17 protein-coding genes are annotated in these 23,160 nt (G+C 68.2%); 12 read left to right on the forward strand and 5 right to left on the reverse strand.

The features are described from left to right. Positions 1-59: 59 nt before the first annotated feature. Positions 60-938, forward strand: coding sequence for a peptide chain release factor N(5)-glutamine methyltransferase (gene prmC, locus GFD21_RS05355; protein ID WP_163196897.1), 879 nt, complete (start codon positions 60-62; stop codon positions 936-938). A gap of 32 nt (positions 939-970) precedes the next feature. Here the strand turns inward: prmC and GFD21_RS05360 are convergent, their stop codons facing one another. After that, positions 971-1,666 carry a sugar O-acetyltransferase gene (locus GFD21_RS05360; protein WP_225431691.1) on the reverse strand — a complete coding sequence of 232 codons (696 nt, stop codon included), beginning with the start codon at positions 1,664-1,666 and terminating at the stop codon, positions 971-973. A 245-nt stretch (positions 1,667-1,911) separates the two neighbouring features. On the opposite strand from GFD21_RS05360, the gene GFD21_RS05365 reads away from it, so the two are divergent. From GFD21_RS05365 to guaB, 3 genes are all read left to right on the forward strand, one after another. Next, positions 1,912-2,559: an L-threonylcarbamoyladenylate synthase gene (locus GFD21_RS05365; protein ID WP_163196898.1), complete on the forward strand. Its 648-nt coding sequence runs from the start codon at positions 1,912-1,914 to the stop codon at positions 2,557-2,559. Continuing rightward, positions 2,556-3,695, forward strand: a complete 1,140-nt coding sequence (locus GFD21_RS05370) for an MraY family glycosyltransferase (RefSeq protein WP_163196899.1) — start codon at positions 2,556-2,558, stop codon at positions 3,693-3,695. The genes GFD21_RS05365 and GFD21_RS05370 overlap by 4 nt, the downstream gene beginning before the upstream one ends. Positions 3,696-3,759: 64 nt before the next feature. After that, positions 3,760-5,310 carry an IMP dehydrogenase gene (gene guaB / locus GFD21_RS05375; RefSeq protein WP_163196900.1) on the forward strand — a complete coding sequence of 517 codons (1,551 nt, stop codon included), beginning with the start codon at positions 3,760-3,762 and terminating at the stop codon, positions 5,308-5,310. Positions 5,311-5,478: 168 nt separating this feature from the next. Here the strand turns inward: guaB and GFD21_RS05380 are convergent, their stop codons facing one another. Next, complete coding sequence (locus GFD21_RS05380) at positions 5,479-6,576, reverse strand: LacI family DNA-binding transcriptional regulator (protein WP_163196901.1); 1,098 nt, start codon at positions 6,574-6,576, stop codon at positions 5,479-5,481. 391 nt (positions 6,577-6,967) lie between these two features. Between GFD21_RS05380 and GFD21_RS05385 the strand changes: the two genes are divergently transcribed. From GFD21_RS05385 to GFD21_RS05405, 5 genes are all read left to right on the forward strand, one after another. Next, the gene (locus tag GFD21_RS05385) at positions 6,968-8,698 is read left to right on the forward strand and encodes a glycoside hydrolase family 13 protein (RefSeq protein ID WP_163196902.1); all 1,731 of its coding nucleotides are present in this window, start codon (positions 6,968-6,970) and stop codon (positions 8,696-8,698) included. A gap of 155 nt (positions 8,699-8,853) precedes the next feature. Continuing rightward, positions 8,854-10,119 carry an MFS transporter gene (locus GFD21_RS05390; RefSeq protein ID WP_163196903.1) on the forward strand — a complete coding sequence of 422 codons (1,266 nt, stop codon included), beginning with the start codon at positions 8,854-8,856 and terminating at the stop codon, positions 10,117-10,119. Positions 10,120-10,344: 225 nt separating this feature from the next. Continuing rightward, complete coding sequence (gene orn, locus GFD21_RS05395) at positions 10,345-11,001, forward strand: oligoribonuclease (protein WP_163196904.1); 657 nt, start codon at positions 10,345-10,347, stop codon at positions 10,999-11,001. 22 nt (positions 11,002-11,023) lie between these two features. Continuing rightward, complete coding sequence (locus GFD21_RS05400; protein WP_163196905.1) at positions 11,024-12,439, forward strand: DEAD/DEAH box helicase; 1,416 nt, start codon at positions 11,024-11,026, stop codon at positions 12,437-12,439. Positions 12,440-12,528: 89 nt separating this feature from the next. Further along, complete coding sequence (locus GFD21_RS05405) at positions 12,529-14,070, forward strand: polysaccharide deacetylase family protein (protein ID WP_163196906.1); 1,542 nt, start codon at positions 12,529-12,531, stop codon at positions 14,068-14,070. Positions 14,071-14,097: 27 nt separating this feature from the next. On the opposite strand, the gene amrS is transcribed toward GFD21_RS05405, so the two are convergent. From amrS to GFD21_RS05420, 3 genes are all read right to left on the reverse strand, one after another. Beyond that, the gene (gene amrS, locus GFD21_RS05410) at positions 14,098-15,204 is read right to left on the reverse strand and encodes an AmmeMemoRadiSam system radical SAM enzyme (protein WP_163196907.1); all 1,107 of its coding nucleotides are present in this window, start codon (positions 15,202-15,204) and stop codon (positions 14,098-14,100) included. Continuing rightward, a complete protein-coding gene (gene amrB / locus GFD21_RS05415; RefSeq protein WP_163196908.1) occupies positions 15,191-16,930 on the reverse strand; it encodes an AmmeMemoRadiSam system protein B in 1,740 nt (579 codons plus the stop codon). Before amrB ends, amrS begins: the two co-directional genes overlap by 14 nt. 103 nt (positions 16,931-17,033) lie before the next feature. Further along, positions 17,034-18,941 (reverse strand): SCO7613 C-terminal domain-containing membrane protein, encoded by a 1,908-nt coding sequence (locus GFD21_RS05420; RefSeq protein WP_163196909.1) that lies wholly within the window; start codon positions 18,939-18,941, stop codon positions 17,034-17,036. A gap of 482 nt (positions 18,942-19,423) precedes the next feature. On the opposite strand from GFD21_RS05420, the gene GFD21_RS05425 reads away from it, so the two are divergent. The 3 genes from GFD21_RS05425 to GFD21_RS05435 form a co-directional block, all read left to right on the forward strand. Further along, positions 19,424-21,226 carry a proline--tRNA ligase gene (locus tag GFD21_RS05425; RefSeq protein ID WP_163196910.1) on the forward strand — a complete coding sequence of 601 codons (1,803 nt, stop codon included), beginning with the start codon at positions 19,424-19,426 and terminating at the stop codon, positions 21,224-21,226. A gap of 122 nt (positions 21,227-21,348) precedes the next feature. Then, positions 21,349-22,257, forward strand: a complete 909-nt coding sequence (locus GFD21_RS05430) for an SPFH domain-containing protein (RefSeq protein ID WP_404801559.1) — start codon at positions 21,349-21,351, stop codon at positions 22,255-22,257. A 607-nt stretch (positions 22,258-22,864) separates the two neighbouring features. After that, the coding region (locus tag GFD21_RS05435) for a helix-turn-helix domain-containing protein (RefSeq protein WP_163196912.1) at positions 22,865-23,160 on the forward strand (296 nt) is incomplete at its 3' end.

Genomic DNA, 23,160 nt, shown 5'->3' on the forward strand with positions numbered 1-23,160 from the left:
GTTCGTGCAACGCCGTCACGTATCGCGTGCGAGTCGTTGCGATAGTGAATGGAGTGGGAATGAACGTGAACGATACGATCCGCGAGACCGCCGCGCGTCTGCGGGAGGCGGGCGTCGACACGCCCGGCCATGACGCGAAGCTGCTGCTCGCCGAGGTGGCCGGTGTGGAGCTGCGCGACGTGGACAAGGCGATGCTCATGGGGGAGGCGCTCGACTTCGACGAGGGGCGCCTCGAGGAGATGGCCGCCCGCCGCGCCCGCCGCGAGCCGCTGCAGCACATCACGGGCCATGCGCCGTTCCGCTACCTCGACCTCAAGGTCGGGCCGGGCGTGTTCATTCCAAGACCGGAGACCGAGACCGTCGTGCAGGCCGGACTCGACTGGATCACCCGCAACGGCCTGTACCATCCGCGGGTGGTGGACCTGTGCGCCGGCTCCGGCGCGATCGGGCTGTCGGTGGTCACGGAGGTCCCCGGCGCCGAGGTATGGGCCGTCGAGAAATCGCCGGAGGCGCATGCGTGGACGGAACGCAACCGCGACATGGTCGCACGCGCCAACCCCGTCGCCGGCTACAACTACCACCTCGAACTCGGCGACGCCACCAGCCCGATGACCCTGCCCCAGCTCGACGGCACCGTCGACATCGTCATCACCAACCCGCCCTACGTGCCGCTCGCCCAGGTGCCCGAACAGCCCGAGGCGCGCGACCACGACCCCGACATGGCGTTGTACGGCGGATCGGCGGACGGCGTGTTCATCCCGGAGCGCATCGCCGACCGCGCGGCGCGGCTGCTGCGCTCCGGCGGCGCGCTCGTCATGGAGCATGACGTCACGCAGGGCGAGCGGCTCGTCGCCTACGCGCGGGCCAACGGCTTCGCCGAGGCCCGCACCGAGAACGACTGGACCGGGCGGCCCAGGTTCCTGTTCGCCGTGAAATAGCCGCGGGACGCCGGGCGCGGCGTGCGCCACGGCTACTCGGCGTACTTCTGGTACACGCTGGCGTCCCTGTCGGTGATGGTCTTGATGACGCGCGCCGGGTTGCCCACGGCCACCGAATTCGCCGGGATGTCCTTCGTGACGACCGCGCCGGCGCCGATCACGCAGCCGTCGCCGATGGTCACGCCGCCCAGCACGGTCACGTTGCCGCCGAACCAGCAGTTCGAGCCGATCACGATCGGCTCGCCGTACTCGTAGTCGTAGCTGGTGCCGTCCTCACGCATGCGCACATTGCGGTCCTGCCACCTGAGCGGGTGCATCGGCGGCAGCAGCGAGACGTTCGGGCCGAACAGCACGTCGTCGCCGATCGTGACCGGCGCGCAGTCGAGTACGGTGAAGTTGAAGTTCGCGAACACGCGGTCGCCGATTGTCGTGTGGCGGCCGTAATCGAAGAAGACCGGTCCCATCACGTCGAGGTTCTCGCCGTGGCCCGGCAGCAGCTCGTCGAGGATCGCGGCGCGCTCGGCGTCGTCGTGGCGGGAGGTGGCGTTGAATCGCGTGCACAGGTCGCCGGCCCTGCGGCGCAGCTCGTCGAGCTCGGGATCGGAGGCGTCGTACAGCTTGCCGTCGAGCATCTCCTCGCGTTCGCTGCGGCGCGGCGTGCGCAGTTCGACGGGAGGGACGGCGAAAATGTCGTCGTGGTCGTCTGCGGGATTGGTTGCGGTGGTCATGCGATGCTCCTTTGCGGGTACGGGTGCGGGTGCGGGGTGGCGCGGCTTCCCGCGCAGGGCCGCGGACCGTGCGGCGCGGCGTGCGGAAGCGGTGCCGTGAACGCTATCAGCATAAGTGTACGACCGTACGCAAAACGGTGATGCGAACGTTTGCGGAGTGTCGTCGCGCGAATACGCGCGGCCCGGTCGTCGGGGTGCGATGGTGCAATGATGGATTGTGGAAAACAGGCTTCAGGAGGCGTGTGATGAGTGAGATTCGCGCAATCGACGACGAGGCGTTGGCCCGGGCGGCCACGGTGGTCCGGGACGGCGGACTGGTGGTCATCCCCACCGACACCGTCTACGGCATCGCCTGCGACCCGAGGAACCCGCGCGCCATCGACCGCATCTACGAGCTCAAGCACCGGCCGCGCTTCAAGGCGCTGCAGGTGCTCCTCGCCGACGTCGACCAGCTCGATGGTCTCGGGCTCGACCTGCCCGCACCGCTCAACCGCCTCGCCGCGCGGTTCCTGCCCGGCGCGTTCTCGCCGATCGCCGTGGCCCGCGAGGACTGCACGCTGAAGACCATCGCCCGCGACGGCACCCAGGGCGTGCGCGTGCCCAACTCGACGCTGTGCCTGCGCATCCTCGCCGCCACCGGCCCGCTCGCCGCGTCCAGCGCGAACCTGTCCGGCGGCGAAAGCGCGCAGAGCGTGCACGAGGCCGTCGAGGCGTTCGGCGACCGGGTGGAACTGTACCTTGACGGCGGCAGCACCCCGGGGCACGTCTCCAGCACCGTCGTGGCCGCCGATCCGCACGAGCGCGACGGCATTGTCATCCTGCGCGAGGGCGTGATCGGCCAGTCGGCGATCCGCCACGCGCTGCACGTCAACGGGGGAGGGCTCGGCGCATGAGGATCTACCTGTTCATCGCGGCCATCGCCGGCGGCGCCACCTACCTGCTCACCCCGCTCATCCGCCACGTGGCCATCGAGATCGGCGCCGTCGGCGAGGTGCGCGCGCGCGACGTGCACAAGATCCCGACCCCGCGCATGGGAGGCCTGGGCATGATGCTCGGCTTCGGCGTCGCCATGCTGTTCGCCAGCCGCATGCCGTTCAGCCAGGGGCTGTTCCACGACAGCCACCAGGCGTGGGTCGTGCTCGCGGGCGCGGTCATGATCTGCCTGCTCGGCATGGCCGACGACCTGTGGGACCTCGACTGGATGCTCAAGCTCGCCGGCCAGCTGCTCATCTCCGTGTTCGTGGCGTGGGGCGGCCTGCAGATCATCTCGCTGCCGCTCGGCTCGCTCGTCACCGCCAGCCCCAGCCTGTCGATGGCGATCACGGCGTTCCTCATCGTCGCCTCCATCAACGCGGTCAACTTCGTCGACGGCCTCGACGGCCTCGCCTCGGGCATCGTCGCGATCGGCGGCATCGCCTTCGCCATCTACTCCTATATACTGGCGCGCACCTCGCCCTCCTACGCCTCGATGGCCACGCTCATCGACGTGGCGCTCGTGGGCATCTGCGTCGGGTTCATCCTGCACAACTGGCATCCGGCGAAGCTGTTCATGGGCGATTCCGGTTCGATGCTGCTGGGCTACCTCATCACCTGCGCGTCCATCGTGATCACCGGCCGCATCGACCCGGCTTCCGTGCACACCAGCGTGTACCTGCCCGTGTTCATGCCGATCCTGCTGCCGATCCTCGTGCTCTTCCTGCCGGTGCTCGACATGTGCCTGGCGATCACCAGACGCCTGGCCAAGGGCCAGTCGCCGATGCACCCCGACCGCATGCACCTGCACCACCGCATGCTGCGCATCGGGCACACGGTGCAGGGCGCGGTGCTCATCCTGTGGTCGTGGGCGGCGCTCATCTCCTTCGGATCGCTCATGATCCTCTTCTTCAAGGCGTGGCACGTGGCCCTCGGCATGGCCCTGGTCGCCGTGGTGCTCGCCGTGATCACCATGTACCCGTACCTCAGGCACCGCCTGCCGGAGATCATGGAGGAGAACGAGGCCGACCGGGCCCCGCGCGCGAAGAAACCGTGAGCGTTCCCGCCGCCCATAGCCGAGACCGGCGCGTAACGTCACCCCACGTTCTTATAGTGGACGCATGGCTACAAACCCCGATATGAACGCGCAGTCCGCGTACGCTCCGCTCCCTCCCATCTTCGCCAAGCTCGGCCTCGCCTATGACGATGTGCTGCTGCTGCCGAACGAGACGGACGTCATTCCCTCCGAGGTGGACACCACCACCCATCTGACCCGCAAGATCACGATGAAGGCCCCGGTCCTCTCCGCCGCCATGGACACCGTGACCGAGTCCGAGATGGCCATCGCCATGGCCCGCAACGGCGGCATCGGCGTGCTGCACCGCAACCTCTCCATCGACGACCAGGCCGCCCAGGTCGACGTCGTCAAGCGCTCCGAGTCCGGCATGATCACCGACCCGCTGACCGTGAACCCGGACGTCACCCTCGCCGACCTCGACAAGCTGTGCGGCAAGTTCCACATCTCCGGCCTGCCGGTCGTCGACAAGGACAACAAGCTCGTCGGCATCATCACCAACCGCGACATGCGATTCATCGCGTCCGAGGACTACGACCACCTCAAGGTGCGCGACGTCATGACCCGCGAGAACCTCATCACCGGCCCGTCCGACATCTCCAAGGAGGACGCGCACGACCTGCTTGCCAAGCACAAGGTCGAGAAGCTGCCGCTCGTCGACGCCGAGGGCCACCTGACCGGCCTGATCACCGTCAAGGACTTCGTCAAGACCGAGCAGTACCCGGACGCCACCAAGGACGAGCAGGGCCGCCTGCGCGTCGCCGCCGGCGTCGGCTTCCTCGGCGACGCCTGGCAGCGCGCCTCCGCTCTGATGGAGGCCGGCGTCGACGTGCTCGTCGTCGACACCGCCAACGGCGAGGCCCGTCTCGCCCTCGACATGATCTCCCGCCTCAAGCACGACTCCGCCTTCGACGGCGTGCAGATCATCGGCGGTAACGTCGGCACCCGTTCCGGCGCGCAGGCGATGATCGACGCCGGCGCCGACGCCGTCAAGGTCGGCATCGGACCGGGCTCCATCTGCACCACGCGCGTGGTCGCCGGCGTCGGCGTCCCGCAGCTCACCGCCGTGTACGAGGCCGCCCAGGCCTGCCGTGCGGCCGGCGTGCCCTGCATCGCCGACGGCGGCATCCATTACTCCGGCGACATCGCCAAGGCCCTCGTGGCCGGCGCGTCCTCCGTGATGCTCGGCGGCACCCTCGCCGGCTGCGAGGAGGCCCCGGGCGAGAAGGTGCTCCTGCACGGCAAGCAGTACAAGCTGTACCGCGGCATGGGCTCCCTCGGCGCGATGGCCCCGCGCGGCAAGAAGTCCTACTCCAAGGACCGCTACTTCCAGGCCGATGTCACCTCCAACGACAAGGTCGTGCCGGAGGGCGTCGAGGGCGAGGTCCCGTACCGCGGACCGCTCAACGCCGTGCTCTACCAGATGCTCGGCGGTCTGCACCAGTCGATGTTCTACATCGGCGCGCACAACATCTCCGAGATGGCCGAGAAGGGCCGCTTCATCCGCATCACCGACGCCGGCCTGCGCGAGTCGCACCCGCACGACATCGTGATGACGGCCGAGGCCCCGAACTACTCCGGCTTCCACGCCAACTGACCGGCTTCGACCGGGTGCTGCGCCGCCGCGCGCGGCAGATGCGTGACGCGTGACGCGTGGATACGACGAACGGGGTCCCGCCTGATGGGCGGGGCCCCGTTCGTCGTATATGCCGTACATCCGGCCCGGTGTGCGCCGTCCGCCGCCGTGGCGGCGCACCGCCCGGACTCAGGCCGCGAGCGTGCGGCCCGAGGAAAGCCTGGAGGTGGTGGCGCGCATGAGCAGGGAGGTGGGGGCCACCGTGTGCGGTTCGTCGAGCGGTTCGTCGCGCATCAGGGCGAGCGTCTTGCCCGCGGCCGCGCGTCCCAGCTGCAGCGGGTTCTGCCGCACGGTGGTCAGGTCGACCACGTCGCCCACCGAATCGCCGTCGAAGCCGACGAGCGACACCTCCTCGGGGATGCGCCAGCCGAGGCGGCGCAGCTCCTTGAGCAGCAGCACGGCGCACCGGTCGTTCTCCACGCAGATGCCGGTGGGCCGGCAGATCGCGCCCACGAGCTGCGCGGCGATGCCGGAGATCGCCGCGGCCTCGCCGCCGACCGACTCCTGGGCCTCCTCCTCATCCTCCGAACCGAGGCGTGACAGCGAGGGGATCGTGAGGATGTGCTCCTCGTCGTATCCCTCCCGCGCCGCCGCATCGAGGAAGCCGTCCATGCGCACCGAATCGCTGCAGGTGAACGGCGAGGGCTGCACCGGTTGCTCCACGTAGGCGATGGCCTCGTGCCCGAGCGAACGCAGCAGGCGCACGACGCCGTGCATGGCGGCCTCGTCGTCGATGCGCACGGTGGCGTCGAAGCCTTCGGTCGACGGCACGTTGATGCCGACCATCGGGATGGTGAGCGTGTCGAGGAACGCGCGCTGCGCCCGGTCGAGGATGAACGAGACGACGATCACCGCGTCGAAGTTCTGCGTGCCCGGCAGCGTGCGGAGGAACCGGGCGAGGTCGTCCTCCTCCCACATCACGTAGGGGACCACGTCGTAGCCCTCGCGCGAGAGCACCTCGTACACGCCCTCGAAGGTGTTCGCGTTGAACCAGCTGTTGATCTCGTTGGGCAGCAGGACGGCCACGCGCATCGCCTTGCCGCTGGCCAGCGAGGAGGCGGTCTTGGAGAAGGTGAACCGGAGCTTCTCGGCGGCGGCCTCGACGCGGGCGCGCGTGTCCGGATTGACCTTGTCGAGGCCGCGCAGGGCGCGCGAGACGGTGGATACGGAGACCCCGGCCTCCTTCGCCACGTCCGCGATCGTCGTTCTCGTCTGCTGACCGGGCATGACCGTCCTCCCTCATCGTGTCGTTGCGTGCGCATGTGTCGTGCCGTCGCCGATGCATGCGATGTTCGTCGTGCGACGCGCCATACGCCGCATCGGCGCCTTCATCGCGAATCCGCCGGCGGCATGTCGGTATCGCGTCCGTGCCGCGCCCGCCTTCGGATCGGCGCCGTTATTACGATACTCCATGCGCTTAAAACGCTTTTATCGATATTCTATAAAAGCGTTTGCAGTATTGCAAATCCGCCATTTCATGTCAATGTCAAACCCGTTCGACACGCCGATTGCATGCCGTTTTGCATATCGTGGTGCAAGCGCTATTATTCAAGTACTGCAAAAACGAAGAACATGTTGGAACGCTTAAATGCAAGCGTTTGTATTCAAGGAGGAACACATGGTCGAAGCCACCGATCCCGCGCTGTGGTGGAAGCAGGCGGTCGTCTATCAGGTCTATCCGCGCTCCTTCAAGGACACCAAGGGCGAGGGCCTCGGTCAGATCGCCGGCGTCACCGAGAAGATCGGCTACCTCGCCGACCTCGGCGTGGACGCCATCTGGCTCAGCCCCTTCTATCCCTCCCAGCTCGCCGACGGCGGCTACGACGTGGACGACTACCGCAACGTCGACCCCAAGCTCGGCACCATGGACGACTTCGACGAGCTCGCCAAGGCCGCGCATGAGCGTGGCATCAAGGTCGTCGTCGACATCGTCCCCAACCACAGCTCCAACCTGCACCCCTGGTTCCAGGAGGCCCTCAAGGCCGCCCCCGGATCCCCGGAGCGAGACCGCTACATCTTCCGCGAAGGCAAGGGCCCCAACGGCGACCAGCCGCCCACCAACTGGGAGAACCACTTCGGCGGCCCGGCCTGGACCCGCGTGCCCGACGGCCAGTGGTACCTGCACATGTTCACCAAGGAACAGCCCGACTGGAACTGGAACAACCCCGAGGTGCGCGAGGACTTCCTCACCACGCTGCGCTTCTGGCTCGACCACGGCGCCGACGGCTTCCGTGTGGACGTCGCCCACGGCCTGGCCAAGGACCTCGACCGCGACGATCTCGACAACTACGTCGTGTGGTGCACCTCCGACCAGCCGGACGACGGCTCCCATCCGGTCATCGACCGCGACGAGGTCCACGAGATCTACCACGAGTGGCGCAAGGTCTTCAACGAGTACAACCCGCCGGCGTTCGCCGTCGCCGAGGCATGGGTGCAGCCCAACCGCCAGTACCTGTACGCCAGCCCGGACGACCTGGGCCAGATCTTCAACTTCGAGTTCGCCAAGAAGGACTGGATCCGCGACAACATGCACCAGGCCATCGAGGAGGGCATCGAAAGCGCCGAACGCTCCGGCTCCTCCGCCACGTGGGTGATGAGCAACCACGACGTGGTGCGCCACGCCACCCGCTACGGCCTGCCGCAGGTGCCCACCAGCGAATACCACCAGCTCGCCAAGGACTGGGTGCTGCGCGACGGCACCACCTACCCGCTCGACAAGGAGGCCGGTACCCGCCGCGCCCGCGCCGCGATCCTCATGGAGATGGCGCTGCCCGGCTCCGCCTACGTCTACCAGGGCGAGGAACTTGGCCTGTTCGAGGTCGCCGACATCCCGTGGGACCGCGTCGAGGACCCGTCCGGCCACCGCACCTCGCAGGCCGCGTCCACCAAGGGCCGCGACGGCTGCCGCGTGCCGCTGCCGTGGACGGCCGATCCGGCGAACTCCTTCGGCTTCACCCCGGCCGCCAAGGCCGACGGCACCCCGGCCGAGGAGGCCCACCTGCCCCAGCCGGCGTGGTACACGGACTTCGCCGCGGACAAGGAGGCCGCCGACCCGGACTCGATGCTCAACCTGTACCGCCGCACGCTGGCCCTGCGCCACAAGCTGCAGACCAACGACCTGAGCCTCGAATGGCTGCCCGAGGACCGCTCCACGGGCAAGCCGGACGGCGCGAACGGCTTCACCGGCGGCACCATCGCCTACAAGCGCGCCAACGGCTGGGCGTCGATCACCAACTTCGGCGCCGACCCGGTCGACCTGCCCACCGGCGAGGTGCTCCTCACCTCCGGCCCACTGACCGACGACGGCAAGCTGCCGCAGGACACCTCCGCCTGGATCCAGCTCGCCTGAGCTGCGTCCCCCCACGGAGACGACGCACTTACCATCCCTCCCATTTCCCGGTCCGGCCGGGCCGGACATCCTCCAACCCGGCCGGACCGTCTTCCATCCTTCACCCGAAACCTCAATCCAACCAACCACTCAATGAAGAGAAAGAACAAGGAACAATGACAGCAGCAAGCGCGGCCCCGATCCGCAACACCCCATCCGAGAAGTGGCGCTACGTCGCCGGCTTCATGGCCTTCGCCGTCCTCTCCGGCGTCGCCTTCTTCGGCACCATGTCCGTGCTGGTCCCGCAGCGACTGCGCGCCGACCTCGGCATGGGCGCCGTCGAGTCGACCGCCGCCCTCGGCGCGATCAACTCCGCGGGCTCCATCGCCTCCATCTTCATCGCCCTGTTCGTCGGCGCCCTGTCCGACCGCACCCGCAGCAAGTGGGGCAAGCGCACCCCGTGGATCTTCACCGGCGCGTTCATCTACGGCATCTGCTTCTGGTCGCTGTCCCGCCCGTCCACCGCACTGCTCATCGCCATCTTCTACATCCTCGCCCTCGTCGGCCTCAACATGGTGCAGGCCCCGATCTACGCCCTCATCTCCGACCGCGTCGAGGAATCCAACCGTGCGACCGTCTCCGCGGCCATCGGCGGCGGCGGCGTGATCGGCCAGGGCATCGGCACGCTCATCGGCTCCCGCTTCATGGAGAACGTCGAACTCGGCTTCGTCTGCACCGGCCTGTGCGCCCTCGCCGCCGGCGTGCTCGCCGTGGTCCTCACCCCGAAGGAGCCGTCCAGCAAGGACGCCCCGAAGGACACCTCCAAGTCCATGGGCAAGGTCATCCTCGAATCCCTCACCCCGCCGCTCAAGGACTGCGGCGACTTCTACCGCGCGTTCATCTGCCGCACCTGCCTCATCGTCGCCTACCAGATGATCTTCAGCTACCAGCTGTACATCCTGACCGACCACATCGGCGACTCCGACAAGCAGGCCGCCAACGCGATGGCCGTCATCTCCGTGCTCACCATGGTCGCCTCCATGGTCGCCTCCCTGATCTCCGGCCCGATCGCCGACGCGCTGCACCGCCGCAAGGCCCCGATCGCCGTCGCCTGCGCCGTGTTCGCCATCGGCCTGGCCATGCCGTGGGTCTTCCCGACCGAGATGGGCATGTTCCTCTTCGGCGGCATCGCCTCCTTCGGCTACGGCATGTACCTGTCCGTCGACCAGGCGCTGAACGTGGACGTCCTGCCGAACAAGGAGACCGCGGGCAAGGACCTCGGCTTCATGAACATCGCCACCTGCGCCGGCCAGGCCATCGGCGTGGCGATCACCTCCAGCATCGTCGCCGCCACCCACTCCTACAACTTCGTGTTCCCGACCGCCATTGCCATGGCCGCGATCGCCGCGATCGCCGTCCTCGGCATCAAGCGCGTCAAGTGACACGCACCGCTCCCGCGGGCCCGCTCCGGCGAGCCGGGGGAGCGCACCCGAACTTCTCCTGCGGCTCGTCGTGCACGGGCCGCGGGAGGGACCACACTTCCTCCATCCCCTTCCTCCTGCCGAACGGGCCCCGGCGGTTTCCGCCGCCGGGGCCCGTTCGTCGTTTCCGCGGTATAGTCTGTACTGTTCTGCCCAGGCATATGGATTTACGGAAAGAGGCACACGATGGTGGACGCGCACGACGCGGAAACGTACACGGCGGAGGGATCCCGCCTCATCTGGATCGACTGCGAGATGACCGGACTCGACATCTTCGGCGGCGACGAGCTCGTCGAGGTGTCCGTCGTGCCCACCGACTTCGACCTTAACGTGCTCGACGAGGGCGTCGACTACGTCATCAGGCCTTCCGACAAGGCCGTGGCGCACATGAACGACTTCGTGCGCCAGATGCACACCCGCTCCGGCCTCATCAACGAGTGGGAGCACGGCCTCAGCCTCGAGGAGGCCGAGAGGAAGGTCACCGAGTACGTGCTGCGCTTCACGCCGGACGGCGTCAAGCCGCTGCTCGCCGGCAACACCATCGGCAGCGACAAGAAGTTCCTCGACCATTACATGCCGAACCTCATGAGCCACCTGCACTACCGCAGCATCGACGTGAGCACGTTCAAGGAGCTCGCCCGCCGCTGGTACCCGGCCGTGTACGAGAACCGCCCGCCGAAGAACGGCGGCCACCGCGCCCTCGCCGACATCATCGAATCGCTCGACGAACTGCGCTACTACCGCGCCGCCGTCATGGCCGCCGCGCCCGGGCCGGACGCCGCCGAGGCCGCGCGCATCCGCGACGAGATCGTCGCCACCAGCCTCAACGCCAAGGCCGAATAGCCGCATAGGGGCATTACGGGGCATGAGACAATCCGAGGCGCTCGCGATCCTCAACGCCGGGGCGAACGTGTTCCTCACGGGCGCGCCCGGCGCGGGCAAGACGTACGCGTTGAACGAGTTCATCCGCCAGGCGCGCGCGGACGGCGCGAGCGTCGCCGTGACCGCCTCCACCGGCATCGCCGCCACGCACGTCGACGGGCAGACCATCCACTCGTGGAGCGGCGTGGGACTCGCGAACGTGCTCACGCCCAGTCTGCTCAAGACCATCAAGACGCGCCGCAAACGCAGGATCCAGTCGGTCGACGTGCTCGTCATCGACGAGGTGTCGATGCTGCACGCGTGGCTGTTCGACATGGTCGACCAAGTATGCCGCGAGGTGCGCCGCGACCCGCGCCCGTTCGGAGGCCTGCAGGTCGTGCTCTCCGGCGACCTCTTCCAGCTGCCGCCGGTCTCCGTGTCCGGCCGCAACCGCGACGTGATCCCGCCCACCCCCGAGTTCACGGCGTCGCGCGAACGGTACGCGCGTGCCGGCCTCGACCCGGAAGGCTTCGTCACCGAATCGTTGGTCTGGCCGGAACTCGACCCGGTCGTCTGCTATCTGACCGAACAGCACCGTCAGGACGACGGACGCCTGCTCACCGTGCTCACGCACATCCGCGAAAGCCGCGTCGACGACGCCGACCGCGACGCGCTCGTCACCAGGCTCGGTGTCGCGCCCGAACCCGGCACGGTCGCCACGCACCTGTTCCCCGTGAACCGGCAGGCCGACAACCTCAACGACCTGCGCCTGGCGAACATCATGCTCGACAGCCACGAGTTCCACGCGCAGCAGGCGGGGCCCGCGAACCTCGTCGAACGGCTCAAACGCAACATGCTCGCCCCCGAACGGCTCGTGCTCAAGGAAGGCGCGGCCGTCATGGCTCTGCGCAACGACGCCGACCGCCAATACGTGAACGGATCGCTCGGCACCGTGCGCGGCTTCGCGCAGGAGAACAAGGGCGGCTGGCCGATCGTCGAATTCGAGAATGGCAACATCGTCACGATGAAGCCCGCCACATGGGAGATGATGGACGGCGACACCGTGCTCGCCTCCGTCTCGCAGGTGCCGCTCAGATGCGCGTGGGGCATCACCATCCACAAATCGCAGGGCATGACGCTCGACCGCGCCGTCATGGACCTCAAACGCACGTTCGCGCCCGGCATGGGCTACGTGGCGCTCTCCCGCGTCGAATCGCTCGACGGCCTCTACCTGGAAGGCGTCAACAACCGCATGTTCACCGTCTCGCCCGACGCGGTCGCCCTCGACGGCGACCTGCGCGAAGCGTCCGCCGCCGCCTCCGACCTGCTCGCCGCCGACGGCGCCGCCGCGTTCAAACCCGGCATGACCGGCGGCACGGGCGCGTCCCTCGACGGCTTCGACCAGGACGCCCTGTTCTGAACCGCGGCCCGTCCGGGTCGGGGGGGGGGTGCCCCGCGACGGCGTCATATGGGATGATGGACGGGACGGCATCGCGGGGAAGGAGCGTCATGACGGACGACAAGCACATCGACGACGCGGACGACGGCCGGATCGACGACGATCCGGTGCACGACGCACGACATGACGAAACGGCCGACGACTATGCGGACGACGTGTTCCGCGAACTCGGCGACGACGGTATGGAAACGGACGGATCGGACGACGAAACCACGCCGGGCGACGCCGGCGCATCCGCGACGGACATACCGACGACGGGCACCATGACGGACGCCGCGAACGTGACGGCGCGCCGCCGTCCCAAGCCGCTCACCGTCGCGCTCATCGCCGTGTTCGCGGCGGGCGCGGTGTTCGCCGGATGGACCGTCACCCGGTCGATCCTCGACCTCAACGCACGCAACCACGCAACGGCGCTCGCCGACTGCCGCTCCGCGCGGTCGCAATACACGGAGACGCTCACCGGCTACACACCCGCCGCACGCCAGGCCGCGACGCTGCTCAAGGACACCGCGGGCATCGAGAACAGCGACACCCGCGACCGGCTCCAACAGCGGATGGACGACCTGAGGACCGCCGACGTGGAGTCGCCCGCCGAACTCGACTGCGCCGCCGACATGGGCACCAAGGATCTTGCGGCGCTCGCCGACCGCTATGGCAAGGCGTCCAGCATGATGGCCGACGGGCTCATCTCCATCCGCTACGACGCGGACACGCTCAGGCAGATGAAGGACGGATTGAACGCGCAGGACGTGCGCAAACGGTTGACGGCGCTCATCGCGCGCGGGAGACTCGCCTACGACCGGTCATCGGGCAAGGCGGACGAGACGGCGCGCGGTACGCTCAGGAACGCGATCGACACGGCGCAGGCCGTGCTCGACACGACGCCGTCCGACGCAAGCGACGCCGTGAACGAGCAGATCCAGCCGTTGAGCGAGGCGACGGCCAAGGTGATCGCGCTGATGCCGCTCGACTGCCATTTCACCGATTGCGTGGCCCTCACCTTCGACGACGGGCCGAACAAGCAGACCACGCCGAAGGTGCTCGACGCCCTGAAGTCGGCCGGCGTGCCCGCCACGTTCTTCCTGCAGGGGCGGTTCGTCAGCGGTTCCAACGTGAAACTCGTGGGGCGCATGGCCGCGGAAGGGCACAGCGTCGGGTCGATGTCGTGGCGGCACACGCAGATGCACGCGATGGGCTCCGACCAGCTCGCCAAATGGTTCAAGGACACGGACTCGGTGATCTCGTCGGCCTCCGGAAAGCCGGTCACGCTGTTCCGCCCGCCGGACGGTGCGTGGAGCGACGTGCTGCGCGCGCAGGCCAAGGCGAGCGGCCAGGCGATGATCCTGTGGGGCGTGGACCCGGGCGATTGGGGCGAACGCGACGCCGACGAGATCGAGAAACGCACGCTCGACGGCGTGTACGCGGGTTCGATCATCTCCCTGCGCGACGGGAACCCCGAAACCGTGAAGGCGCTGCCCGGCATCATCAAAGGGCTGCAGGGGAAGGGCTACCACATCGTCACCGTGGACACGTTGCTCGCCGGCGACATCCAACCCGGTTCGGTCGCCTACGGACTCAACGACGTGCAGTAGTCCGCGGCGGCGATGGCGGCCGGCCGTTCACCACCGGCCGGCGATCGGCGTGCCGCACTCGGGGCACCGGGCGTCGGCCGCGGTGCCGGTCGTGCCTGCCGCGTCGTCCGCGCCGCCCAGCCGGTTCCCGATGATGCGGTACCAGTCGCGCACCACGAGCGGCGCACGGCAATCCGGATTCGGGCAGAACGTGGTGCCGCCCTCCCGATCGTGCACGTTGCCGGTGTACACGTACCGCAACCCCTCCGCCATCGCGATGCGACGTGCGCGCGTGAGCGTCGCGTGCGGCGTGGGCGGCACGTCGGTCATCCTCCATGCGGGATGGAACGCCGAGAAATGCAACGGGACGTCCGGTCCAAGCGTTTCCCGGATCCACGCGCATTCCGCATGCAACTGCGCGTCATCGTCGTTGCGGCCGGGGATGAGCAGCGTCGTCAGCTCCACCCACACGTGGCGACCGTCCGGCGTGCGCGCCTCGTTCACCGCATAGTCGATCGTGTCGAGCACGTCCTTCAAGTGCGTGCCGGTCACCTTCCAATAGAACCCCTCGGTGAAGCCCTTCAGGTCGATGTTCGCCGCATCCATCGCGGCGTAGAAGTCGGGGCGGGCCGGCGCGGCCATATATCCGGCCGTCACCGCGATCGGGTGGACGCCGCGCTCCCGGCACGCCCACGCCGTGTCGATCGCATACTCGGCGAATACGATCGGATCGTTGTACGTGAACGCCACCGAACCGATGCCGCGATCGGCCGCGACGGCCGCGATTCGCTCAGGCGACGCCTCCACACCCAGACGGTCGAAATCACGCGCACGCGAGATGTCCCAGTTCTGGCAGAACCGGCATGCCGAATTGCAGCCGGCCGTGCCGAAACTCAACACGTCGGAACCCGGGTGGAAATGGTTGAGCGGCTTCTTCTCCACCGGATCCACGGCGAACCCGGAACTGCGGCCGTACGTGTCGGAACGGATCGCGCCGTCATGGTTCGACCGCACGAAGCAGAAGCCGCGCCGGCCGGGCTTCAGCACGCACCGACGCGGGCACAGTTCGCAGCGCGCGCGGCCGGTGCCGTCCGCGAACCGCGTCTGCCAGCGGCCGAGCGCCGGGTCGGTGCGGGTTCCGTCAGCGCTCGGCATAGGCGGTCACCTCGTAGCGCTCGCAGACGATCTCGCCGTTCCGCCAGTCGAGGGCCGGGGGCAGCCCGGCCTTGGCAAGCAGATGCGAGACGAATCCGTGCGGATCGGGCAGTTGCTCCCACACCTGCGGCAGGAACGTGGCGCGGCGCCGTCCGCCCCGTTCGGTGAGGATGAGCCCGTCCACGCCGGGGCGCAACGCGCGTTCCAGTTCGTTGCGCGAGCGCACCGGATGCTCCGACGGGACCGCGGCCATGAGGCCGTCGTCCCCGCGCCGCCATTCGGGCGTCACGACGACGATCGGCTTGGGCCTCGACAGCACGGACACCTCCACGTCGAGCAGCGGGTACTCGTCGGCGTCGACCGGAAGGAAACGCGGATCGTGGATCGCCGCATCCACCGCATGCTCGGCCACGTCGCGTCCGAGCGGCTGATGCGCCTCCAACGTGCCGATGCATCCGCGCAGCCCGCCGTCCTCCGTCAACGTGACGAAACTCGCGCCCGGCTCGTCCAGCCACGGGTGCGCGGCGATGATCGACTCCACGGTGTCCCCCGAAGCGTCCGTCGCATCGCCGGCCAACCCGAGACGCCCGCGGATCGCCGCCCGGGCCAGCCGCAGCAGCACGGTGCCGCGGTCCTCGTCCTCCCACACGGCGAACGACGCGTAGCCGACCACCGCCTCGTCCGGATTCCGCATCGCCGGACGTTCCTCTCCCGCGATGGCGACCACGCCGTCGTCGCCCGACGTGGAACGTCCGAGCAGGCGCGGCGTGAACGGGGAGGCCGCCCCGACGGTGCCGGCCGAAGCGACATCCTCCGGGACCAACCCACGCGTCAGCACGTCCAACAGGCCATTGACCGGGTACGCGCCGCACGCGCGATCCGGACGGATCGGGCCGTCGAGCCGCGCGATCGCGTCGATGGTCGCATCGTCCAACACCCGCGCGTACTCCTGCGGATGGTAGTGCGACAGATCCGAGCTGATCACGATCACCGTCTCCGGGCCGCCCCACAGGGCGCGCAGCACGTCGCCCACCTCGCGCGGGCTCGCATCGCCCGCGTTCAACGGCACGATCTCGATATCCGGGCCGAGCGCGGCCTGCAGAAACGGGATCTGCACCTCGACCGCATGCTCGCGCGCATGCGTCGCATCGTTCACGACGAGGGCCGGCGCGGGCGCGTGGCGCGCCGCGTGCGTGCCGTCCCTCAACGGCTCGTCACGCACCAGTCCCAATGCCCGCCGTTCCGCGGCGACATCCACGCGGACGACGCCCAGCGGCGTGGCGAACACATCGGCACTTGGCGCCGCTACGCCCCGCACGGGCACGCGATGCGTGGGGCCGACGATCACCGCGCGGGTGATGCGCCCGCGCCCGCGTTCGAGCAACGCGTAGGCGAGCGCCGCCGTCGTACCCGAATACACGTAACCGGCATGCGGCACGATCACCGCCTTCGGCGCGCCCTGCGGCAGCGGGGACGCGCCGCCGCCCGTGAGTCTCGCGACGAGTCCGCGACCATAGTCGAGCTGACGGTCGAGCATCCGCTTGAGCGCCACGCGATCGGCCGGGTAGAACGCGCCGGCCACCGCCGCCGGACGGATGCGTTCCGGACCCGTCGTCTTCCGTATGATTCCGGCGCCGTCGCCGATGGGTGTCTCCCCGTTCCTGATTCCCGTATCGGTCGCCCCGAAATCCCGTCCTTCGTCGGACCGTTCCCTGGACCGTGCCATATTGACCACCCCCGAACCATTCTAGTTTCCCTGCATCGGTTGCGTGGCCCGTCTCATCGGGCATGCGAGGAGGGCCGCGCCCGTCTCCGGGCGGCGGGGCGCGCTACCTCAGCTGTCCGATGCGGGTGGCCAGGGACCGCATCGTCTTGAGGCTCGCCTCGTAGCGGGCCGCGGCCGCGATGAGGACCACACCGCCAACGAGCAGCCACACCCACCAGAACCGGCGGGAAAACACGGCCAGCCACGGCCACAGCACGGTGACCATATGCGCCACGATCACCGCCGTGCCGGCGACGAGCGGCGCCTGGAGGCCCCGCAGCGCGCCCCAGAGCACCATGGCCAATGCGACGGCGAACAGGATGAGCGCCCGCGGGAACGACAACGGCGAGGTCCAGCTCACCACCAGCGGCGGCGCCATGAGCAGGGTGAGCGCAGGCCACAGGGCGGCCCGGCTGCGCACGCGTGGCCACACCCCGAGCCAACGGATTCCCGCGGCCAACGCCACCACGCCGACGGCCCCGCAGATGAGATCGACCGGTGCGTACGGGCGCGGCACGGCCAGCGTGCTGAAGAACAGGAACACGGTCGCCAGCGCGGCGGCGACCGTGGCGATCACGCCGGCGGCATCCGCGCCGCGCGCCTTCGGCACCATCATGATTTGCGGATATGGGGCCGGGGAAGCCGGCGGATACGGCGGCTGCGGCATGACCGGATACGGGGCCGGTGGTTCCATGGCCGGCGGGTATGCGATCGGCGCATAGGGTTGCGGCATGGGGGATGTGGCCGCAGGCACTGGCATCGGCGGCCTATCGCGCGATCGCACTGGCCTGAGGACGGGCGTGGCGGCGCGCATCCACGCGCAGGCCGAGGCGGCCAGCAACCCCGCGAACGCCGTCATCGCCGTGACCAGCGCCGCGAAGCCGTCACGCCCGAACTCGCCGCACACCATGATGAGCAGCACCAGCGAACCGTTGAGCGCGGCCGACACCCGTTCCACCGTGCCGAACGTCGGCCATACGGTCGCGCCCGCCTCGGAGACGCCTTCCCGGGACCGCGGTGCGGACGCCGATGGGGAACCGGTCGGATGACCGTCCGACGGATCCGACGGCATCGCGCATGCGGCGACCACCGCCTGCGCGGCCAGGACGACCGCCGGCAGGTACGCGCACATCCGTTGGGTCTCCAGCGGCATCGACGAGGGGAGGACGCGCATGAGCAGCGTGGTCGAGACGGCCGGTATCCAGACGAGGGCGGCCACCGGCACGAACCGGAGCCTGGACGGCATCGCACGGCCGGTGCGCGCCATCGTACGCGTGTAGGTGACGGTGGCCACGCCCAGCCATGTGAGGGAGACCGACGGCACGAGCAGGGCCGACGCCCACAGGGGATCGCCGTAGTCGATGGCCATCGCGAGCTCCACGGATCCGAACACGAGGATCACCGTGGCGACGACGAGCGCGGCGACCCGTTCGAAATCGGGCGTGCGTCGACGCGGATCCGCCGGGACCATGGCGGCGAACAGGACGGCCGCGCCGCCCCCGAGCACGCTCTGCAGGGTGAGCAGCTGCGGGTCGTCGGGCACGGGCAGCGCATGCGTCATCATCATCACGGCGACGGGCAGCGCGAACGTCGCGAACAGCGAATACGCGCGCAAGGGCGGTACGCCTGCGGGCAACGGCAGGCGACGAAGACCGAGCGCGGCGGCGCACGCCGTGAGCAACAGCGCGCCGGCGACGAGCGACGTCGTTTTGCCGGATACGTGCGGCCCGCCGATGGTGGAGACGAGGATCGCACCGATGACCAGGGCGATGAGCCCGGCCCAGGCGAGGCCTTCCGCGGTGACGCGCAGCCGCGGCGTGAGCGCGACCGCCACCCCCAACGCCAGCGCGCCCACCGCGATCACGCACGCGGTGCGGGCGACGTCGCCGAGCAGACCGTACGCGAACCAGGCGAACGCGAACACGGCGATGACCACCAGGGCCACGCCGAGCACGAGCAGCAGCGTCTGCACGGTGGACCGGTGCGGTTGCGCGGCGGGTGGCTGGGGGAGTGGTTGCGGTGCGGAAGGATGAGAACATGGCGTCGTCGGGCGGGGCTCCATCGACGGTACGACCGGTGTTGGTGTTGGTGTTGGTTGCTGTGGCGTCGGTGCGGATGGCCGTGGCGGTATCGACGGGCGCGGCGCCGACGCCTGTGGAGCGGATGGCCGTGGAGTGGATGTCCGTGGATTCGATGGCCGTGGCGGTATCGACGGGCGCGGTGCCGACGCCTGTGGAGCGGATGCCTGCGGAATGGATGCCTGTGGAGCGGATGCCTGTGGAGCGGATGCCTGTGGAACCGATGGCCGTGGTGATTGTCGCGTCATTGCCGTCCCCTTCGTGTGTCCCCGTCCATTCTCCCACGAGGGTGACGGGAAACCAAGATCCGTCATCCGGACGATGCGGGGTCGGCTAGGGGAGGCGGTTGTCGGTTGAGTTGAATATGTTGGAGCCTATGACTTCCAACACCCTTCGTATGTCCACCCTGTTCCTGCGCACGTTGCGCGAGGACCCCGCCGACGCCGACGTCGATTCGGCGAAGCTGCTGCAGCGCGCCGGCTACATCCGCAAGGCCGCCCCCGGCATCTGGACCTGGCTGCCGCTGGGCCTGAAGGTCCTCAACAAGATCGAGGAGATCATCCGCGAGGAGATGGCCGGCATCGGCGCCCAGGAGGTGCACTTCCCGGCCCTGCTGCCGCGTGAGCCGTACGAGGCCACCCACCGCTGGGAGGAGTACGGCGACAACATCTTCCGTCTCAAGGACCGCCACAAGGCCGACTACCTGCTCGCCCCCACCCATGAGGAGATGTTCACCCTCCTCGTCAAGGACATGTACTCGTCCTACAAGGACCTGCCGGTCACGCTCTACCAGATCCAGACCAAGTACCGCGACGAGTTCCGTCCGCGCGCCGGTCTGATCCGCGGCCGCGAGTTCGTCATGAAGGACGCCTACTCGTTCAGCATCGACGAGGAGGGCCTGAAGAAGGCGTACTACGACGAGCGCGGCGCCTACGAGCGCGTCTTCCAGCGCCTCGACCTCAAGTACGTGCCGGTGTTCGCCATGTCCGGCCCGATGGGCGGTTCCGCGTCCGAGGAGTTCCTTGCGCCGATGCCGATCGGCGAGGACACGTTCGCGCTCGCCCCGTCCGGCAAGGCGTGGAACGTCGAGGCGCTGCACACGCCCGAACTGCCCGAGATCGACTGCTCCGCCACCCCGGCCGCGCACAAGGAGGCCACTCCGGACGCGAAGACCATCGACAAGATGATCGAGCGCGCCGACGCCGACCATCCGCGCGCCGACGGCCGCGGCTGGGCCGCCTCCGACATCCTCAAGAACGTGGCGATCACCATCAAGCATCCGGAGGACGAGGACCACGACGAGCCGTGGCGCGAAGTCGTCGTCGTCGGCGTGCCCGGCGACCGCACGGTCGACATGAAGCGTCTCGAAGCGCAGTTCGCGCCCGCCGAGATCGAGGAGGCCGCCGAGGACGATCTGAAGAAGCACCCGGAGCTGGTGCTCGGCTATATCGGACCGATGGTGCTCGGCCCGCAGGCCGAGGCCGCCGGCGTCGAGAACCCGTGCCGCTACTTCGTGGACGCCCACGTGGTCAAGGGCTCCGCCTGGTTCACCGGCGCCGACGAGCACGAGGTCGACTACTACGATCTCGTCTACGGCCGTGACTTCGAGGCCGACGGCACCGTCGAGGCCGTCGAGGTGCGCCACGGCGACATGAGCCCGGACGGCTCCGGTCCGCTGAGCTTCGAGCGCGGCGTCGAGATCGGCCAGGTCTTCCAGCTCGGCCTCAAGTACTCGAAGGCCCTGGACCTCAAGGTCCTCGACCAGAACGGTAAGGCCGTCCCCGTGTGGATGGGCTGCTACGGCATCGGCGTCTCCCGCGTGCTCGCCTGCATCGCCGAGACCCACCACGACGAGCGCGGCCTCGCCTGGCCGAAGGTCTGCGCCCCCGCGCAGGTGCACGTGGTCGCCACCGGCAAGAACGCCGAGGCGTTCGACGGCGCCGAGAAGCTGGTCGACGAGCTCGAGGCGAACGGCGTCGAGGTCATCTACGACGACCGCAGGAAGGTCTCCCCGGGCGTCAAGTTCAAGGACGCCGAACTCATCGGCGTGCCCGTCATCGCCGTGGTCGGCCGCGACTTCGTCAACGACGGCACCATCGAGATCCGCGACCGCGACGGCGGGAACAAGGTGGTCGTCCCGGCCGCCGACGCCGTCAAGGAGCTGCTCGAGCGCCTGTAGGCCGCGCATCGGCCGCGGACGGTGTTTCCGGACCCGTCCGCGGCCGGACTGCTACGATGGGTGGTGACAGCCGGTGCCAGCGACGGCGCCGGTGCGAAGGAAGGGAACCCATCATGACAATAATGGCTTTCGGCAGCATGTTCGTGCTGCTCGTCATCCTCGTCGTCATCCTCATGCTGCTGTTCGCGGCGATCTTCATCGTCCCGCAGCAGCAGGCGTACATCATCGAACGCTTCGGCAAGTTCAAGTCGGTGCAGTTCGCCGGCATCCACATCCGCATCCCGTTCGTCGACCGCATCGCGATGAAGACGAACATGCGCGTCAACCAGCTCAACGTGCAGCTGGAGACCAAGACGCTCGACAACGTGTTCGTCACCGTCGTCGCCTCCACCCAGTTCCGCGTCAACGCGCAGAACGTGGCCACCGCCTACTACGAGCTGCGCGACCCGGCCGGCCAGCTGCGCTCCTACATGGAGGACGCGCTGCGTTCCGCCATCCCGGCGCTCACGCTCGACGACGCGTTCGCCCGCAAGGACGACGTCGCGTTCGACGTGCAGAAGACCGTCGGCAACGAGATGAGCCGCTTCGGCTTCACCGTCGTCAAGACGCTCATCACCGCCATCGACCCCTCGCCCCAGGTGAAGAACGCGATGGACTCCATCAACGCCGCCCAGCGTGAGAAGGAGGCCACGCGCCAGCGCGCCGAGGCTCAGCGCATCCAGATCGAGACGCAGGCCGCCGCCGAAGCCGAGAAGACCCGTCTGCAGGGCGAGGGCCAGGCGAACTACCGCCGCGAGATCGCCAACGGCATCGTCGACCAGATCAAGAGCCTGCAGGCCGTGGGCATGAACATCAACGACGTGAACAACGTGGTGCTGTTCAACCAGTACCTCGACGTGATGCGTTCGCTCTCCGAATCCAGCAACGCGAAGACCGTGGTGCTGCCCGCCTCCACGCCTGGCGGCTACCAGGACCTCTACGAGCAGGTCACCAAGGCCATGCTCACCGCCTCCGAAACGCAGGGGAGGTAAGGCTTCCCGTTTCGGATCGCCTGTGCTTCCCATCGCCCATCGTCGACGCCGCTTCCGTGTGGAGGCGGCGTTTCTCTGTTTGTGACGGCGTTGTCGTTTGTTGGGTCGTTTTCGGTGGCGTTGTCGCTTGTCGGGATCGTCGGTGGAAGTTGTCTGTTGATGTGTGGTGGAAGTTGTTTGTTGGTGTTGTTGTCTGTCGGTGTGTGTTGTTGTCTGTCGGTGTGTGTTGTTGTCTGTCGGTGTGTGGTGGCGTTGTCTGTCGGTGACGTTGTCTGTTGGTGTGTTGTCTGTTGACGTTTGTTGTTATCCAATCGTGTCCCCGTACCTCGGCGGCGGTTTCTACGGAGAAAGTCCCATTGCTCCGTAATAACCGCCGCTTACGACCGGTCAGCGTCCGAAATTACGGAGCAAGCCGTTCATCTCCGTAAGAACCGCCGATTACCGATGCACAACGGCGGAAATTACGGAGATGAGGCCATTGCTCCGTAATGTCTAGTCCGAGCGGATAGTTGACGCATGTCTCGGGGCATGGTTGACGGTGTGTCCTGGGGCATGGTTGACGGGTGTCTCAGGGCATGGTTGACAGGTCGGCGGTTGTTGACCGTGTATGGATACACAGTCACAGCAGCAGTCAGCGCAATCCAACCATGATGACGGGGCGGCGCGCAGCGAGTTCCTGCGCAACAAGGCCATCATCAACGCGATCCTGGCGGGCATGCCGGTCTCCGAGGCCGCCCGCCTCCACGGTGTGAGCCGCCAGTGGGCCCACGAGCTGAAACGACGTTGGGAAAGGGAGGGCGAGACGGGGCTCCTGCCACGCTCCCGTCGTGCGCATCGCATCGCGAACAGGACCGGGAAGGCGATTCGCAAGCGGATCGTCGCGATCCGGCGTGAACTGGACGC

It is taken from the genome of Bifidobacterium platyrrhinorum, assembly GCF_010667645.1.
Taxonomy (GTDB): Bacteria; Actinomycetota; Actinomycetes; order Actinomycetales; family Bifidobacteriaceae; genus Bifidobacterium; species Bifidobacterium platyrrhinorum.

Bases quoted from the DNA above. Each gene is read 5' to 3' on its own strand.
- GFD21_RS05380 (WP_163196901.1), bottom strand. From the start codon at position 6,576: ATGCCCGGTCAGCAGACGAGAACGACGATCGCGGACGTGGCGAAGGAG.
- GFD21_RS05365 (WP_163196898.1), top strand. From the start codon at position 1,912: ATGAGTGAGATTCGCGCAATCGACGACGAGGCGTTGGCCCGGGCGGCC.
- amrS (WP_163196907.1), bottom strand. From the start codon at position 15,204: ATGCCGAGCGCTGACGGAACCCGCACCGACCCGGCGCTCGGCCGCTGG.
- GFD21_RS05425 (WP_163196910.1), top strand. From the start codon at position 19,424: ATGACTTCCAACACCCTTCGTATGTCCACCCTGTTCCTGCGCACGTTG.
- GFD21_RS05390 (WP_163196903.1), top strand. From the start codon at position 8,854: ATGACAGCAGCAAGCGCGGCCCCGATCCGCAACACCCCATCCGAGAAG.
- guaB (WP_163196900.1), top strand. From the start codon at position 3,760: ATGGCTACAAACCCCGATATGAACGCGCAGTCCGCGTACGCTCCGCTC.
- prmC (WP_163196897.1), top strand. From the start codon at position 60: ATGAACGTGAACGATACGATCCGCGAGACCGCCGCGCGTCTGCGGGAG.
- orn (WP_163196904.1), top strand. From the start codon at position 10,345: ATGGTGGACGCGCACGACGCGGAAACGTACACGGCGGAGGGATCCCGC.
- amrB (WP_163196908.1), bottom strand. From the start codon at position 16,930: ATGGCACGGTCCAGGGAACGGTCCGACGAAGGACGGGATTTCGGGGCG.
- GFD21_RS05430 (WP_404801559.1), top strand. From the start codon at position 21,349: ATGGCTTTCGGCAGCATGTTCGTGCTGCTCGTCATCCTCGTCGTCATC.
- GFD21_RS05405 (WP_163196906.1), top strand. From the start codon at position 12,529: ATGACGGACGACAAGCACATCGACGACGCGGACGACGGCCGGATCGAC.
- GFD21_RS05370 (WP_163196899.1), top strand. From the start codon at position 2,556: ATGAGGATCTACCTGTTCATCGCGGCCATCGCCGGCGGCGCCACCTAC.
- GFD21_RS05360 (WP_225431691.1), bottom strand. From the start codon at position 1,666: ATGACCACCGCAACCAATCCCGCAGACGACCACGACGACATTTTCGCC.
- GFD21_RS05385 (WP_163196902.1), top strand. From the start codon at position 6,968: ATGGTCGAAGCCACCGATCCCGCGCTGTGGTGGAAGCAGGCGGTCGTC.
- GFD21_RS05400 (WP_163196905.1), top strand. From the start codon at position 11,024: ATGAGACAATCCGAGGCGCTCGCGATCCTCAACGCCGGGGCGAACGTG.